The following is a 16,514-nucleotide window of genomic DNA, read 5'->3' on the forward strand; positions in this document are numbered from 1 at the left end:
CAAGGCCGAAACGTCCCGGCGGCAGGGCTTCGGACCTGCTCTTCGCACAAGGCAAAGGAGATAGCAGTATGCAAGTCAATATCAGCGGTGTTCATCTGGAAGTAACCAATGCCCTGCGTGACTACATCGAGGAGAAGTTCGATCGGCTTGCCCGTCATTTCGACCGCATCATCAGCGTCCAGGTGATCCTGCAGGTCGAGAAGCTCAAGCAGAAAGCCGAAGCGACGCTGCATGTCGCTGGCCGCGAAGTGGTCGCCAACTCGGAACACGAAGACATGTATGCTGCCGTCGACCTGCTGGTCGACAAGCTCGATCGCCAGCTGATCAAGCACAAGGAAAAGCAGCTCGACCATACCCAGGGCGCCATCTCCCGCTGACTCCCAGACATGATCCGACTCGAAAACATCCTGACCCCCGGACGTTCCCTGGTGAACGTCCCGGGCGGTAGCAAGAAACGCGTCCTGGAACAGATCGCCAAGGTCATCGCCCAGGACCTCACAGACCTCGACTCCCAGACCATATTCGAAAGCCTGATTGCCCGCGAGAAGCTGGGATCGACCGGATTTGGCAACGGCATCGCCATCCCTCACTGCCGCATGGTCGGCTGTAACGCCCCGCTGAGTGCCGTGCTGCGGCTCGAAACGCCGGTGGACTTCGACGCCATCGACGGCGCGCCGGTAGACCTGCTGTTCGTCTTGCTGGTACCGGAAGCGGCCACCGACGAGCACCTCGAGCTGCTGCGCCAGATCGCCAGCATGCTTGACCGTGAAGAGGTGCGCCAGCGACTGCGCCAGGCGCCGACCAATGAGAGCCTCTATCAGGTCGTCGTCGACGTCCAGAATGGCGCCTAGCGGAGTGGGGGCCAGATGCGGCTGATCATCGTCAGTGGCCGTTCGGGCTCGGGCAAGAGCACCGCGCTGAACGTGCTCGAAGACAACGGTTTCTACTGCATCGACAACCTGCCGGCGGGCCTGCTTCCCGAGCTTGCCGAGCGCGCGCTGCTGCACACCGAGCTGCTGCATCCGCAGGTCGCCGTTTCCATCGATGCGCGCAACCTGCCCAGTCAACTGAAGCGTTTTCCGGAGCTGCTCGAAGAGGTTCGCGCCAGGCATATCCAGTGCGACGTGCTGTATCTGGACGCGGACGACGAAACCCTGCTCAAGCGGTTCTCGGAAACCCGCCGACGTCATCCGCTGACCAACGAGAACCGCTCCCTCGCCGAGGCTATCCGCGACGAGGAGCTGCTATTGGCAGCCATCATCGACCATGCCGACCTGAAGATCGACACCACGCACCTGAATCTCTATCAGCTGCGCGACGTCCTGAAGCTGCGCCTGCTGAACAGACCCGAACCCGGCACCGCATTCCTCATCGAGTCGTTCGGTTTCAAGCGCGGCATGCCGGTCGACGCCGACCTGGTGTTCGATGTGCGCTGCCTGCCCAACCCCTACTGGAAAGCCGAGCTGCGCGACTTCTCCGGGCTCGATCAACCGGTCATCGACTATCTGACCGCCCAGCCCGACGTAGAGGAGATGTTTCAGGACATCCATGCCTACCTGAGCAAATGGCTGCCCCGCTTCGCCGCCAGCAACCGCGCATACGTAACCATCGCCATCGGCTGTACCGGCGGCCATCATCGCTCGGTTTATCTGGCTGAGCGCCTGGGCCAAGCGCTCAGGGAGCCGCTGAAGAATCTGCAGGTCCGTCACCGGGACCTCGCCTAGGAATACCTGCCCCATGCCTGCCCGCGAAGTCACCATCATCAACAAGCTCGGTCTGCATGCGCGCGCGGCGGCCAAGTTCGTCGGCGTTGCCAACCGCTATCCGTGTGCCGTCCGTGTCGGCCGCTGCCCGGCCACGCTGGTGGACGGCAAGAGCATCATGGCGGTCATGATGCTTGCCGCCAGCAAGGGCTCGACTCTGCACCTGCACACCGAAGGCGAGCAGGAGCACGAAGCCCTGGCAGCCCTGGTCGCACTGATTGACGATTATTTCGAAGAAGGCGAATAAGGCCTCGAGCGGCCGGCGCGGATGATGACCACGCCGGCTGGGCGAGGCTACTTGCCCGCCACCGTCATCCGCTCGATCAGCACCGAGCCGGTGCGCACATTGCCACGCGTCTCGATATCACAACCTACCGCGACGATCTGACGGAACATGTCACGCAGGTTGCCGGCGATAGTCACTTCCTGCACCGGGAACTGAATCTCGCCATTCTCGACCCAGTAGCCGCCTGCACCGCGCGAGTAATCCCCGGTCACAAGATTCAGCCCCTGCCCCATCAGTTCCGTTACCAGCAGCCCGCGCCCCATCTGACGGATCAGTGCCGCCTGATCCTCGTCGCCGTGACTGACGAACAGGTTGTGCACGCCGCCGGCGTTGGCCGTGCTCGGCATGCCAAGCTTGCGTCCCGAGTAGGTCGATAGCACGTAGGACAGGAGGCGCCCCCCCTCAACGAAGGGTTTGGCATAGGTCGCCAAGCCATCGCCATCATAACCGGCACTCCCCAGCGCCCGCGGGATGTGAGGGCGCTCGTCCAGGCTCAGCCACTCGGGGAACAGCGTCTGCCCCAGCGCGCCCTCCAGGTACGATGCCTTGCGGTAGAGGTTGCCACCGGAAATCGCTGCGATGAAATGGCTGAACAGCCCAGTAGCCAGCTCCGGTGCGAACAGCACCGGCACCTCGCAGGTCGGGATCGGACGCGCGCCCAGCCGCCGAACTGCACGCTCAGCCGCTCGCTGACCGATGGTCAGCGGATCGATCAGCGCCTCGCCGATCCGGTTCACGTCATAGAAATAGTCCCGCTGCATCTGCCCGTCGCTTTCAGCGATCATCACGCAGCTCAGACTGTGCCGGCTGCTGCAATAACCGCCGATGAAGCCGTTGCTGTTGCCGTAGGCCCGACAGCCCTGATGGGTATTGAGGCTGGTGCCGTCGGCGTTGCGAATCCGCTGGTCGAAGGCGAAGGCCGCACCTTCACAGCTCAGCGCCTGCTCGATCGCCTGTTCGGGAGTGATCGCCCACGGGTGGTAGAGGTCGAGATCGGGAAGCTCGCGCGCCATCAGCGTGGCGTCGGCGAGGCCGGCGAATTCGTCCTCCGAGGCGTGCCTGGCAATGGCCAAGGCGGCAGCAACGGTTTCCCGGATGGCATCGTCGCCGCTGCCGGTTGTGCTCGCCGTGCCTTTGCTCTGGCCGACATAGAGCGTAATGCCGAAGCCCTGGTCGCGATTGTACTCGACCGTTTCCACCTCGCCTTGACGCACCGTGGTGGACAGGCCCTGCTCCATCGAGACCGAAACCTCACTGGCGCTGGCGCCCTGCCGACGCGCCTCTTCGATGATGCGCTCGACCTTATCGCGCAAGCCGGGCAGCGCATGCGGTCCGATGCCCTCTACTTCACTCATAAGCTCTCCCAAAACCAGTGCAATCGATTCAAGTAGCAGCCCGACATCAGCTACGCTGAGCCGGCTGCCGGGGCTGCTGTTATCATGGCGGCATTTCCTAGTGGACCATCCCCATGTCTGAACACTCCGACGTCGACGGCTTCGACGAAAAAAGCAAATCCCAGGTCAAGCGCGAACTGCTGGCGCTGCAGGAACTCGGCGAGCGTCTGACCACGCTCAAGCCCGATCTCATTGCTCGCCTGCCGCTCAGCGACGCACTGCAAAAGGCACTCGCCGACGCGCCCAAACACAAGGCACACATCGCACGCAAACGGCATATCCAATACATCGGCAAACTGATGCGTGACCAGGACGTCGACGCGATCCTGGCCCTGGTCGACCAGCTCGACGCCTCGACCCGCCAGTACAACGAACGGTTCCATGCGCTGGAACGTTGGCGTGACCGCCTGATCGCTGGCGACGACAGCACCCTGGAAGCCTTCGTCGCCGAGTATCCGGAGACCGACCGCCAGCACCTGCGCGGACTGATCCGCCATGCGCAGCATGAAGCGGCACGCAACAAGCCGCCGGCAGCGAGCCGGAAAATCTTCAAATACATCCGTGACCTGGACGAGACCAAGCGTGGCCTGCGCTGACGTCAGCTCCAGGCCGCCGGTCACGATCCGACGCGCGCCTGCTCAAGCGCCCGTCCCTCCCACGGTGATCTCGTCGATCTTCAGCGTCGGCTGACCGACGCCCACCGGCACCGACTGGCCGTCCTTGCCGCAGGTGCCGACACCGCTATCCAGCGCCAAGTCGTTGCCTACCATCGACACCCGATTCATCACTTCAGGGCCGTTGCCGATCAGCGTCGCGCCCTTCACCGGCGCGGTGATCTTGCCATCCTCGATCAGATAGGCCTCGCTGGTGGAGAAGACGAACTTGCCACTGGTGATGTCGACCTGGCCGCCGCCGAGGCTGGCGCAGTAGATACCCTTTTTCACCGAGCGGATGATTTCCTGCGGATCGCTCTCGCCGGCCAGCATGTAGGTGTTGGTCATGCGCGGCATCGGCAGGTGCGCGTAGGACTCGCGGCGGCCGTTGCCGGTTGGCGCGACGCCCATCAGCCGGGCGTTTAGCTTGTCCTGGATATAGCCCTTGAGAATGCCGTTCTCGATCAGTGTGGTGCACTGCGTCGGCGTGCCTTCGTCATCGACGCTGAGCGAACCTCGGCGATCCGCCAGGGTTCCGTCATCGACGATGGTGCACAGGCTGGACGCCACCTTCTGCCCGATCCGACCGCTGTAGGCCGAGCTGCCCTTGCGATTGAAATCACCCTCCAGCCCATGGCCGACCGCCTCGTGCAGCAGTACACCAGACCACCCGGGGCCGAGCACCACCGGCAGTGACCCAGCAGGCGCCGGCACTGCCTCGAGATTGACCAGCGCCTGCCGCAGCGCTTCGCGCGCATAGCCCATGGCGCGATCCTCGTCGAGGAAATACCGGTAGCCGGTACGTCCGCCGCCACCCTGCCCACCGCGCTCGCGACGGCCGTTCTGCTCGACGATCACGCTGACGTTGAAACGCACCAGCGGGCGGATATCCGAAGCCATGCCGCCATCCAGCGCGGCAACCAGAACATGCTCCCAGACACCCGCCAGGCTCACCGTGACCTGCTTGATCCGCGGATCGAGCGCTCGCGTCGCGACATCGATGCGCTTGAGCAGCTCCACCTTTTCGCCCCGGCTCAGACCGTCGAGCGGATTATCGCGGCCGTAGAGCGGCTCGAATGCTGCCCGGGACAGCACACCGACCTGCACCTGCTTGCCGCTGCGGGCAATCGACCGCGCGGCCTGGGCCGCCTGACGCAAGGCATCGGCCGTGATCGCGTTGCTGTAGGCGAACCCGGTCTTCTCACCGGAAAGCGCCCGAACGCCGACGCCCTGTTCGATGTGAAAACCGCCTTCCTTGACGATGCCATCTTCCAGTACCCAGGACTCGGATACCTGATCCTGAAAATACAGATCAGCAGCATCCACGCCAGGACCGGCGAGCTCGCCCAGCAGCGCTGGGAGATCGTCGATGGTCAGGCCACCCGGCGTCAGCAGACGCTCGGTTACGGGTAACAGCAGTTCACTCATATTCACTCCAGACAGTCCGTGATCAAGCACGGGACGGAAAAACGGCGGTGGCGCTGCACCGGCATGCGCTGGCGGATGGCCGCCTGCTCGGGCACATCTCGTTCGGCGAGCAGCGCTGTCTCAGCAGCCGCCTGCTCGCACAACAACCGACCCCAGGGGTCAACGATAGACGAATGCCCATAAGTGACGCGACCGCCGGCGTGCGTACCGACCTGAGCGGCAGCCAGTACGTAGCACTGCGTCTCTATGGCGCGGCAGCGGATCAGAGTCGTCCAGTGTGCCTCACCGGTCACGGTGGTGAAGGCAGAGGGCGCACTGATCAGTTCGGCCCCTGCGTCGCGCAGCGCCATGTACAACTCGGCAAAGCGCAAGTCGTAGCAGACGGTCATGCCCAGCCGTCCAACCGGCGTGTCGGCCACGACCAGCCGCTGCCCTGCCCCGTAGGTATCGGATTCGCGGTACTGCTGCCGACTGTCGGCCACATCGGCGTCGAACAGGTGCACCTTGTCATAACGCGCGACCCGCTGTCCGTGCTCGTCGATGAGCAGCGAACAGGCATTGGGCCGGTCCTGCGGACGGTCGTCGGGTGGCAGCGGCACGGTTCCAGCGACAATCCACAATCTGAGGTCGCGCGCGGTACGTTTCAACCAGGGCAGAACAGGCCCTTGGCCTTCCGCTTCGGCGCGCCCCAGCTGCTGTGGGTCACTGCAGCCCATGGCGGCGAAGTTCTCTGGCAGCACCGCCAAGCGGGCCCCGCCCGCGGCAGCCTGCTCGAGCAGGCGCCGGGCGGCAGCTAGATTGCCGGCGACATCGGCCTGGCTGGTCATCTGGATTACCGACAGCGACATGAATGCTCCCGTCGAATTGCGATGGCCGCGAGACACCGACCAGTCAATTGGGCTTCTCGAACGGCTTGTCGAAGCTGATCTTCGGCGATTGCCAAGGTCCCTTGACGTCATACTGTACGCTGGCGAAGCGCGCCACACGGTCGCCCAGCAACTTGTCGACAACGAAAAGTGCCCCGCCAATCGCCGGGGCGCCGACGATCAGCGCAGCCAGCGGCAGGTTGTTGCTGATCGGCAGCGTGACCAGCAGTTTCGCATCGATCTGGTCGCGAGCCATGTCCAGCGTGCCATCCAGCTCGAGGTTGGTCGACGGACCGCTGACGGTGATGGGCTCGCGGGTGTTGAACACGCCCTCCTTGGCCAGCAGCCGACCATCCAGCCGGTCATAACTGAGCCCCTTGCTGAACAGGTCGGAGAAATCCAGTCGCAGGCGACGCCCTATCGAATTGAAATTGAGCACGCCGAACACCCGTAGCGCCTGGGCGCTGCCGTCGACCTCGACGAACTGTCCCTTGCGCAGCCGGGGCTGCATACTGCCGGAATAGCGCGCCATGGCGAACCAGGCTGGCGAGCCGGGCCACTGCCCATCCACATCCAGGCGAAAACTGTCGCTGGTCACCGAGGGCGCAAAGCCCCAGGCAAGCAGTACGTCGGCGAGGTTGCGCCCTTCGAGGCGGCCCTTGTACCAGGTCTGCGCGCCGTCCCAACCGCCACTTCCGGTGATCTTCAGGCCCTTGAGGTCCAGAGCGATGTCGCGGAACTCGATTCCGGCGCTGACCGGCCGCAGCTTCAACGTCCAGGCGCCAAGCACATCGTCGCCCAGGGATATCCGTTTGATGGCGACATCCATCACCGGCAGGCTCTGCGGGTCGACATCGGCCAGCGGATCAGGCCGCTCCTTGGATGCTGCTTCGCCGGTTTGCGCCGGAGCCGGCAGACGCAGGTGCTGGAGATCAGCAACGATGGTGCCACCCTCGGCATCCGGCAGACGAACCGAGCCGCCGATGGTCGAGCTGCGAAGGCCAAGGTCCCAGGCATCGCTCAGTCGCCGCAGGTCCAAGCCAAGGTCGTCGATCCGGGTGCCAAAACCATCGAAACGACCGATCTCGACCTGCGCACGGCGCAGCAGTGAGCCAGTCGTCTGCTGCGCGTCCGCCTTGCCATGTTGCTCGAGCACAGCCTGCCAGGCTTTCAAGTCGAGTTCCGGCAGGCGGCCTCTGACGTAAAGCCCGGCACGGGCGGGAAGATTAGCCGCACCGGGGCCCAGACGCAGCTCACCGCGACCCTGCGCCCAGGCGCCCGGCGGCGCGGCAAACGCCAGCGCGGCGAGCGTCCCATGCTGGACGCCGTAGTGACGCTCGGCCCCTTGCAGAGACATCCGCAACGAGGTATCGCGGCGCTCGCCGGCAGACTTGCCGAACGGCGCTGGCAGATCGATGCGCAGCCCCTGTAGCGACGAGTCGATTTGCAGCTGACTATCCTCACCCGCCAGATCCAGACGCAACTGATAGGGCAGTTCACCGCTGGCGGGCAGCGATTGCCCGATAGCGAGCCACTCAACCAGACGCTGCAACCCCACGGTGCCCTGTGCCTCCAGGCGAGAGGCTGGCTTGCCGGGCGCGCCTGTCGCGACCGCCTTGCCCTTGACCGGAGCGCCGAACAGACGCGCCTGGATGGCCTCTGCGCTCAAGCCCCGTGCGGTGTCGTAGCGGAAATTTCCGCTGAGCTGCTCGAAGGCAAGCTCCGGCTCGGGAATCTTCAGTTTCGCATCGTCGCTGGCGAAATCCACGATGACCCGCGGAGTGCCCTTGCCCAGCGGGATCTGCAGGTCAAGCGTGCCGCTGAGCGCACCCTGCCCCTGCCAGCCGGCGAACAGCTCGGCAGTCCCGATCGGCGCCTCCTGCAGCAGCTTCAAGGCGTCCGCCAGGCTGCTGTTGACCTGTCCTTTCACCGCCAGCTGCGGCACGTTTCCGGCCCCGGCGCGAGGTATCTCCGCTGTCGCATCCCGCACCTGGCTGTCCAGGATCCGCCCTTCCGCGAGCCGGACACGCACCCCACTGTCTTCGATCAGCACCTCGCCGCGGCCCTGTTGCAGCAGGGGCCAGCCGGGCTGAAACGCCAGCTCCGCATCACGCACCTTGAAGTACAGGCTCAGGGCGCGCGCGCTATCGGAAGCGCCCTTGTTCAGTGCGCCCTGGTACTGGAAATAACCTTGCTCGACCGTACCGCTGCGGATCGCCTCCCTGAGCCAGCTGACCAGCGCCGGGCTCAACGCCGGCGAGCGTGTCGGCAGGTATTTCTCGGTGAAGCGCGCATCGCCTTCGCTCAAGCCGACCCGCAGGTCCATGTAATCCTCTGCCGCGGGGTCCCGAGCCAGTCGGATGAGAAAATCTCCGGCGATCTTGCCTTCCTCGCCGTCGATGCGCAGATAGGGCGCAGCCAGCGTGAAGGCCTGCTCATCCAGCGCCCAGGTCAGGCGCCCGCCGGCGTGTCGGTAGCGCCACGGCTCAGGATAAAGTGGCGCAAGCTGCAGGCTGAAGTCGTCGCTGTCCACACGCAACTCGCCGCCGCCCAGGTCACCAAGAATGCTGCCACTCGCGTTCCCCACCGCCGGTATCCAGTTCTGTGCAGCAATGCTGATGCGGTCCAGATTGGCAGCAAACTGCAAGCGCTGCGGCGACTCCATCTGCGGGTAGTAGTCGAGCTGCAGGTTGCGCAATGTTCCGTTGGGTTGCAGCGCCGTCAGCGTCTCGGCGGCAGTCGGCGGCAACGGCGCCAGTGCACGAACGAGCGTGGCGATCGGCGCGATAGCCAGCCGATCCGCCTGCAGGCGCCAGTGCTGCTTGGCCTGATCCTGCTGAAGCTGGATTCGCGCATCGCCCCAGCGCTCGCCGTCGAGATCGAATGCCAGCCGGTCCAGCAGCAGCCGGTAGCCCTGCTCGTTACGATCGATATACGCCTCGCCCCCCAGGTCCTCGAGCTGAACGGACTCACGATCGGCAAAGGACATGCTCAGCTGCGACGCGTTCAACCGTAAAGCAGCACGCTCCAGCGCCTGTTCGCGCCAGCTCACCCACAGCTCGCCACCCATCTTCAGCGTCTGCAGATGCCAGTCGGCGGTCAGCCGGCGTGGCAACCAGGCGGCCCAGTCGCTTTGTGGCAGGCTGAGGTAAACCTGCGCCTCGGCGTGCTGCCAGCGTTGCGGCTGCACCCGCCCCTGAATGTTCAAGGCCAGCGGCTGGCCATCTGGCAGAATGCTGCGCCCGTCCAAGCGGAGCCGCTCGCCGTCGACGCGCAAGCTCAGATCGGTATAGCTCAAGGTCAGCGGCGACTCACCGAATGGTTCCAGCGTGATCTGGCTGTTGCGCACCACCAACCCACGTACCCGCTGCAACGACTCGAGCATCTTCTGTGGCTCGGGCGGTTTCTGCTCGGTACGGGTCGGCAAGCCTTCCACCCGCCACTTGCCCTCGGCATCTTCAGCGACAGACAGCTGCACGCCGCTGAGTTCCAATCGGTTCAACCGCCATGCTCGGGCCCAGAGGCTGCCCGCCAGGTCCGGCACGATAGCGATACGGTCCAGGCGCATCGCGCTGTCCCCTTCACCGAGCAGCACGTCATGCGCCAGCAAACGCGGCGCGAAGCCCTCCCAGCGACCTTCGAGCCTGCCCAGCGTGATTGGCATGCCCAGCGCCGCCTGCGCTTTCTCCTGCACCTCGGCGCGGTATTCGGCGACCAAGGGCACCAGCTGCCGCCCCAGGCTGACGTAGAACGCGGCCAGAATCAGGCCGAACGCGATTATCCAGAACAGCTGGCGCGACAGTGTCAGGAGGAAGGCAGCGAGGCGGTTCATCTGGATGCGCTCCGGTCATCCTGGCCCTTGCGGCCCGGTCTACCTTTGTTCAGAGCAACACCACATCGTACTGTTCCTGGGAGTACATGCTTTCCACCTGGAACTTGATCGAGCGACCGATAAAGGCCTCCAGATCGGCGACATTGCCCGACTCCTCGTCGAGCAGACGATCGATCACCTTCTGATTGGCCAGCACCCGGTAGCCTTCGGCCTGATAGGCCCTCGCCTCCCGCAGGATCTCGCGGAAGATCTCGTAGCAGACGGTCTCCGGAGTCTTCAGCTTGCCACGCCCCTGACAGCACATGCAGGGTTCGCACAGCACCTGTTCGAGGCTTTCGCGGGTGCGCTTGCGGGTCATCTGCACCAGGCCAAGTTCGGTGATGCCGATGATGTTGGTCTTGGCGTGATCGCGCTCCAGCTGCTTTTCCAGCGTGCGCAGGACCTGGCGACGATGCTCCTCGTCCTCCATGTCGATGAAGTCGATGATGATGATGCCGCCCAGATTGCGCAGCCGGAGCTGGCGTGCGATGGCGGTGGCCGACTCGAGGTTGGTCTTGAAGATGGTTTCTTCCAGCGTCCGGTGGCCGACGAAGGCGCCGGTGTTGACGTCGATGGTGGTCATCGCCTCGGCCGGATCGATGATCAGGTAACCGCCGGACTTGAGCATGACCTTGCGCTCCAGCGCCTTCTGGATCTCGTCCTCGACGCCATAAAGGTCGAAGATTGGGCGCTCGCCTGGGTAATGCTCGAGACGATCGCCCAGCTCGGGCATCAGCTCGCCGACGAACTGCCTGACCTTCTGGAAATTTTCCCGCGAGTCGATGCGGATCTTTTCGATCCGCGGGTTGACCAGATCACGCAGCGTGCGCATGGCCAGAGAGAGGTCTTCGTAGATTACCGTCGGCGCTTCGACGGTCTTGATCTGGCTCGCTATCTGCTCCCACAGGCGGCGCAGATAGCGGATATCCATAAGGATCTCTTCGCTGCCGGCGCCTTCTGCCGCGGTACGCAGGATGAAACCGCCGGCCTCCTGAATGCCTTCGGCCGCCACGCATTCGGCTACGACCTGCTTGAGTCGCTCGCGCTCGGCTTCATCCTCGATACGCAGGGAGATCCCGACATGGCTGGTGCGCGGCATGTAGACCAGGTAGCGAGAAGGGATCGACAACTGCGTGGTCAGACGTGCGCCCTTGGTGCCAATAGGATCCTTGGTGACCTGCACCACCAGGCTCTGGCCCTCATGCACCAGTGCATTGATCGGCTCGACGGCGTTGCCTTCGCGGCTGGATATCTCCGAGGCATGAATGAACGCGGCGCGATCCAGCCCGATGTCGACGAAGGCCGCCTGCATACCCGGCAGCACCCGCACCACCTTGCCCTTGTAAATGTTGCCAACGATGCCGCGGCGCTGGGTGCGCTCGACGTGCACCTCCTGCAAGACACCGTTCTCCACCACCGCCACCCGCGACTCCATGGGGGTGATGTTCATCAGGATTTCTTCGCTCATTGTTGTTCTCGGCGGTGGCTTGATGTGCAGCGCTAGCTGATGGTTCCGGTCGATTCTAACCGGCCGGCGCGTCGAAGCCACAGGCTCTAGCGTGAGCCTTTGGTCCAACGTGGGAGAGCGAACACATCGAGCAGCTGCGTGGTTTCGCACAGCGGCAGGCCGACCACCGCCGAATAGCTGCCATGCAGCTGGCTGACGAAGGCAGCGCCCCAACCCTGGATGGCATAGCCACCCGCCTTGTCCAGCGGCTCGCCACTGTTCCAGTAGCGCTCGGCCTCCGCTTCATCGATGCTGCGAAAGGTCACTTCGCTGATGACCACACGCGCTTCGCAGGCCGAGCGACTGGCAAGCGCCACCGCGGTCATCACCCGATGGGTACGGCCCGAAAGTGCCGCCAGCATTGCCAGGCCTTCATTGCGATCGACCGGCTTGCCAAGGATGCGCTGATCGAGCACCACGCTGGTGTCGGCGCCCAGCACGCAGCCATCGCGCTCACCCAGCACTGCCAATCCGGCGAGGGCCTTGTCCCGCGCAACACGCTCGACATAGGCCTCGGGGGATTCGGTCGGTGAAGGCGTCTCGTCGACCGAGACGCTGATCAGGGAAAACGGAGCGCCTATCTGCGCGAGCAGTTCGCGACGGCGGGGTGATGCCGAGGCGAGAAACAGAGTGCCCATGGCAAGTCCTCAACGTGAATAAGCGACAGCGTCGCATATTCAGGGGGCGTCGAGAAAGGCGCGGAGGGCTTGGCGGCACACCGGCGAGGGGCTGTCAGAACCTGAAGTTGAGTACCTGATCGCCCTTCAGTGACAGGGTACGCTTTTGGGTGATACCGCCAGAGGTCACCTGGATGTCGTAGACACCGCTATCCAGCACCAGCGACACCGGCGTCGCGCCGTGGTCCTGGTCATTGATACGAACCCGGTCATCGTACTTGTTGCTGCGCACGATCAGGGAATGCGTCTGACTGTCGCATTGCTCGTAAGGCACATCGAGGATCGCGCAGGGCATCATCTTCTTCGCGGTGATGGTCGCCTCGATATTCATCCGTGCGTGAACGGTGCCGTCCAGGCTCATGCTTGCCTGCGCGAAGTCCGTACGTGTGCGATAGCGGTACCAGCCAGTATCCAACGCCAGCTCCGCCACCTGATCACGGATGTCCTCGGCCAGGACCCGCTGATAGTGGCCCAGCACCCACTGCGACATCTGACTGTCGCCGCGGAACTCGGCCAGACAGGCGGCCAGGCTCTTGCTCGCCGAGCAGCGGAACGAGACGTCCTGATCGAAGCGGATGGTCTTGTCCAGTTTGCGTGCAATCGCCTGGATGTTCTTGCTGTTGCGTTCGCGAGCCTCGGCGGCGAGCTGGGACTTGAGGCGCTCCGCATCACGGCTCGCCAGGGAGAGCTTCAGATGCTGGCTGCCCATATCCTTTTCCAGAGCCTCGACACGCTCACCAATAGCAGCCGCGGCATCGGCGCTACGCTTGTGCTCGTCGAGCAACTCGTCGAGTCGCTTGCGCTCGATGCCCTGTCCGAGGAAATCGTCAACTTCGGCCTGGATCAGCTTCTTGGTGTTCGCCAGCTGCAACTGGATCGCGGCCAGTTCGCTCTTCTGCGCACGCAAGGCCTCTTCGAGCTTCTGCTTCTCCAGCACAATGGCGTCGAGCTCGGCGAGCTTGCTGGCCAGCTGCTCGCTGCGGGAGGAATCGATGGTGCCGGGCGCCGCGGCGGGCGCATCGGAAGCCGCAGGTTGGGCCGGCCGGGGGGCCTGCGGTGCGCTGTCGGCCTGGGAGTAGTCGCTGCTCGCAATCAGCGCCAGCAGCAGCGAGGCGGCTGCGCTCGCTACAAGCACGGTGCGCACACCCCGCCCCCATCGCCGCGTGGAAAGAATCGAAACGCCAGCTTCCATACTCATCGCCCGTGCTGTTGTGCTTGTCGTTTGTCTGAAGCAGATCACAGTAATGGCTGAACGCCATGAGGGGCGCATGATTTCAGAATTGCCCCGGAGCAGCAAGGCATAGGCCGTGCCGCTCCGCGCAAATCCACACGAAACTCATGACTTTCGCTTTCTGCCGGCGCGGGAGTAGTCAAATAGCAGTATCAGTAGACAGCGAAGCGTTGCCGCAACCCTTGCAGTGCGACGAACAGCCACGGCCAGAGCAAGGCACTGATAGGCACCGGCACGAGGAACAGCAGCGTAGGAGGACGATTGCCCGTCAGCGTGTTGAGCCATAGCTGAACCAGCTGCGCGAGCCCCAGCACCACCAGCAGTACCATGCTCTGTTGCCACAGCGGGAACATGCGCAGGCGTTGCTGGAGACTCAACACCAGAAAGGCAATCAGGATCAGTGGCAAGGCACTCTGACCGAACAGCGTGCCCGCCAGCACGTCCTGAGCCAGGCCGAAGCAGAATGCAACGCCAAGCCCCCCGCGATGCGGAAGCGTCAGCGACCAGAAGGCGATTACCAGACCGAGCCACAATGGGCGAGCCAGCTCCGCGCTGCCCGGCATGGGAGCGATGCTGAGCAACAGCGCGATCGTCAGGCTGCACCAGATCACCCACCCATTGTTCGGCCGTCCACTGATCATTGCGCCTCCTCGACTGGCGAGGGCGCCGGAGCATCGACTGGCGAGGGCGCCGGAGCATCACCCACCGCCGGGGCATTACCGGCTGCCTGCTCCGCGGCAGGAGGAGCCGTCTCAGCGTCGGCAGCCGCTTCTCGGTCGGCATCCACCTGCGCCTGCGCAGCTGCGGCGGCGCGCTCCTCGGGCGTACGCGAGTCGCTGAAGACCAGCATCAGATAGCGGCTGCGGTTGAGCATCGCCGTAGGCACCGCACGAACGATCGCGAATGGCTGACCGGAGCCATGCACCACCTCGGTCACCTGAGCCACCGGATAGCCGCTGGGAAAGCGCTGACCGAGGCCGGAGCTGACCAGCAGGTCACCTTCCTTGATATCAGCGGTTTCCGCCACGTGACGAAGTTCCAGGTAGTCTGGATTGCCGGTACCCACGGCGATTGCACGCAACCCGTTGCGGTTGACCTGCACCGGAATACTGTGGGTCACATCGGTGAGCAGCAATACCCGCGCCGCATAGGGCAGCACTTCGACGACCTGCCCCATCAGCCCACTGGCATCGAGCACCGGCTGCCCCATGAAGACGCCGTCCCTTTCGCCCTTGTCGATCAGGATGCGATGGGTGAACGGGTTTGGGTCGAGCCCGATCAGTTCGGCGACGATGACCTTGTCATCCACCAGCGCCGCAGAATTAAGCAATTCGCGCAGGCGCACATTCTGCTCGGTCAGCATCGCCAGCTTCTGCAGGCGCCGCTGCATCAGCAACGCCTCGGCCTTGAGCTTCTCGTTCTCGGCCATCAGGCTGCTACTGCTGGCGATCTGTTCGGTTGCCCCTCTCCAGATACGCACCGGCATTTCGGCGACCCAGTAGAACGGGGTCAGCACCAGCGCCATCTGGCTGCGCACCATCTTCAGCGCATCGAAACGTGCATCCACCACCATCAGCGCGACGCAGAGCACGACGAACACCAGCAGGCGTCCACCGAGCAGAGGTCCCTTGGCAAATAGCGGCTTGATTGCGACTACCTCGCGGCTGAAGCTTCAGACTGAACGCGACAAGCCGAAAGCCGGCGTGACCGGATCTTTCGGCTTGTCATCAACGGCGCGCAGCGCCTCACTCGGTGGACAGCAGATCCATCGCGTGCCGATCCATCATCTCCAGCGCACGGCCGCCGCCGCGAGCGACGCAGGTCAGCGGCTCTTCAGCGACGATTACCGGCAGGCCGGTTTCCTGCGCCAGCAGCTTGTCCAGATCACGCAGCAAGGCACCGCCCCCGGTGAGTACCAGGCCACGCTCGGCGATATCGGAAGCCAGCTCCGGCGGCGACTGCTCCAGCGCGCTCTTGACCGCCTGGACGATGGTTGCCAGCGACTCCTGCAGCGCCTCGAGCACCTCGTTGGAGTTCAGCGTGAAACTGCGCGGTACGCCTTCGGCCAGGTTGCGACCACGCACATCGACCTCGCGCAGCTCGCCACCCGGGAATGCGGTACCGATTTCCTGCTTGATGCGCTCGGCGGTGGATTCGCCGATCAGGCTGCCGTAGTTACGGCGTACATAGGTGACGATGGACTCATCGAAACGATCGCCACCGACTCGCACGGATTCGGCATAGACCACGCCATTGAGGGAGATCAGTGCGATCTCGGTGGTGCCACCACCGATGTCCACGACCATCGAGCCACGCGCCTCGTCGACCGGCAGGCCGGCACCGATCGCCGCAGCCATCGGCTCCTCGATCAGAAAGACTTCCCGTGCACCGGCGCCCAGTGCAGATTCGCGAATCGCCCGGCGCTCGACCTGAGTCGACTTGCAAGGCACGCAGATCAGCACGCGCGGGCTGGGTTGCAGGAAGCTGTTCTCGTGCACCTTGTTGATGAAGTACTGCAGCATCTTCTCGCAGACACTGAAGTCGGCGATCACACCGTCCTTCATCGGACGGATCGCATTGATGTTGCCCGGGGTGCGGCCCAGCATGCGCTTGGCCTCGGTACCAACGGCGACGACGCTCTTCTGGTTACCGTGGCTGCGAATGGCAACTACAGAGGGTTCGTCGAGAACGATGCCGCGATCGCGCACATAAATAAGGGTATTGGCAGTGCCCAGGTCGATCGACAGATCACTGGAAAACATGCCACGCAGTTTCTTGAACATGGGAAAAGGGCCCTGGGGCAAACGCGTGGGGAAAAAAGTGCCGCAAACTCTAACA

15 protein-coding genes are annotated in these 16,514 nt (G+C 63.9%); 5 read left to right on the forward strand and 10 right to left on the reverse strand.

Going from position 1 to position 16,514, the window contains the following annotated elements:
• Window positions 1–68 precede the first annotated feature (68 nt).
• From hpf to ACX1DW_RS12305, 4 genes are read left to right on the forward strand one after another with little or no spacing between them, the layout of a single operon-like run.
• Entirely contained in the window at window positions 69–377 is a 309-nt protein-coding gene (hpf, locus tag ACX1DW_RS12290; RefSeq protein WP_063544406.1) for a ribosome hibernation-promoting factor, HPF/YfiA family, read from the forward strand.
• 9 nt (window positions 378–386) lie between these two features.
• Window positions 387–851: a PTS IIA-like nitrogen regulatory protein PtsN gene (gene ptsN / locus ACX1DW_RS12295; RefSeq protein WP_063544404.1), complete on the forward strand. Its 465-nt coding sequence runs from the start codon at window positions 387–389 to the stop codon at window positions 849–851.
• A 15-nt stretch (window positions 852–866) separates the two neighbouring features.
• A complete protein-coding gene (gene rapZ / locus ACX1DW_RS12300) occupies window positions 867–1,724 on the forward strand; it encodes an RNase adapter RapZ (protein ID WP_200600149.1) in 858 nt (285 codons plus the stop codon).
• Between the two features lie 13 nt (window positions 1,725–1,737).
• Window positions 1,738–2,010, forward strand: a complete 273-nt coding sequence (locus tag ACX1DW_RS12305; RefSeq protein WP_063544400.1) for an HPr family phosphocarrier protein — start codon at window positions 1,738–1,740, stop codon at window positions 2,008–2,010.
• A gap of 47 nt (window positions 2,011–2,057) precedes the next feature.
• Here ACX1DW_RS12305 and pmbA read toward each other — a convergent pair whose 3' ends face one another.
• On the reverse strand, window positions 2,058–3,404 hold the full coding sequence (gene pmbA / locus ACX1DW_RS12310) for a metalloprotease PmbA (RefSeq protein ID WP_161611496.1): 1,347 nt from the start codon (window positions 3,402–3,404) through the stop codon (window positions 2,058–2,060).
• A 113-nt stretch (window positions 3,405–3,517) separates the two neighbouring features.
• Between pmbA and yjgA the strand changes: the two genes are divergently transcribed.
• Entirely contained in the window at window positions 3,518–4,039 is a 522-nt protein-coding gene (gene yjgA / locus ACX1DW_RS12315) for a ribosome biogenesis factor YjgA (RefSeq protein WP_125868261.1), read from the forward strand.
• 42 nt (window positions 4,040–4,081) lie between these two features.
• Here yjgA and tldD read toward each other — a convergent pair whose 3' ends face one another.
• The 9 genes from tldD to mreB all read right to left on the reverse strand — a co-directional run bounded on the left by tldD (window position 4,082) and on the right by mreB (window position 16,459).
• A complete protein-coding gene (gene tldD, locus ACX1DW_RS12320) occupies window positions 4,082–5,524 on the reverse strand; it encodes a metalloprotease TldD (RefSeq protein WP_200600150.1) in 1,443 nt (480 codons plus the stop codon).
• Between the two features lie 2 nt (window positions 5,525–5,526).
• The gene (locus ACX1DW_RS12325) at window positions 5,527–6,372 is read right to left on the reverse strand and encodes a carbon-nitrogen hydrolase family protein (protein WP_200600151.1); all 846 of its coding nucleotides are present in this window, start codon (window positions 6,370–6,372) and stop codon (window positions 5,527–5,529) included.
• Between the two features lie 43 nt (window positions 6,373–6,415).
• Window positions 6,416–10,222: a YhdP family protein gene (locus ACX1DW_RS12330; RefSeq protein WP_200600152.1), complete on the reverse strand. Its 3,807-nt coding sequence runs from the start codon at window positions 10,220–10,222 to the stop codon at window positions 6,416–6,418.
• A gap of 49 nt (window positions 10,223–10,271) precedes the next feature.
• Window positions 10,272–11,729: a ribonuclease G gene (gene rng, locus ACX1DW_RS12335; RefSeq protein WP_063544389.1), complete on the reverse strand. Its 1,458-nt coding sequence runs from the start codon at window positions 11,727–11,729 to the stop codon at window positions 10,272–10,274.
• A gap of 86 nt (window positions 11,730–11,815) precedes the next feature.
• Window positions 11,816–12,406 carry a Maf family protein gene (locus ACX1DW_RS12340; RefSeq protein WP_102840564.1) on the reverse strand — a complete coding sequence of 197 codons (591 nt, stop codon included), beginning with the start codon at window positions 12,404–12,406 and terminating at the stop codon, window positions 11,816–11,818.
• A 94-nt stretch (window positions 12,407–12,500) separates the two neighbouring features.
• A complete protein-coding gene (locus tag ACX1DW_RS12345; protein ID WP_200601095.1) occupies window positions 12,501–13,637 on the reverse strand; it encodes a PEGA domain-containing protein in 1,137 nt (378 codons plus the stop codon).
• Window positions 13,638–13,828: 191 nt separating this feature from the next.
• Window positions 13,829–14,317: a rod shape-determining protein MreD gene (gene mreD, locus ACX1DW_RS12350; RefSeq protein WP_063544382.1), complete on the reverse strand. Its 489-nt coding sequence runs from the start codon at window positions 14,315–14,317 to the stop codon at window positions 13,829–13,831.
• Window positions 14,314–15,297, reverse strand: a complete 984-nt coding sequence (gene mreC, locus ACX1DW_RS12355) for a rod shape-determining protein MreC (protein WP_234464384.1) — start codon at window positions 15,295–15,297, stop codon at window positions 14,314–14,316. Before mreC ends, mreD begins: the two co-directional genes overlap by 4 nt.
• Window positions 15,298–15,421: 124 nt before the next feature.
• Window positions 15,422–16,459 carry a rod shape-determining protein MreB gene (gene mreB, locus ACX1DW_RS12360; RefSeq protein ID WP_003292433.1) on the reverse strand — a complete coding sequence of 346 codons (1,038 nt, stop codon included), beginning with the start codon at window positions 16,457–16,459 and terminating at the stop codon, window positions 15,422–15,424.
• Window positions 16,460–16,514: the final 55 nt, after the last annotated feature.

This window comes from Stutzerimonas sp. KH-1, from assembly GCF_054483855.1.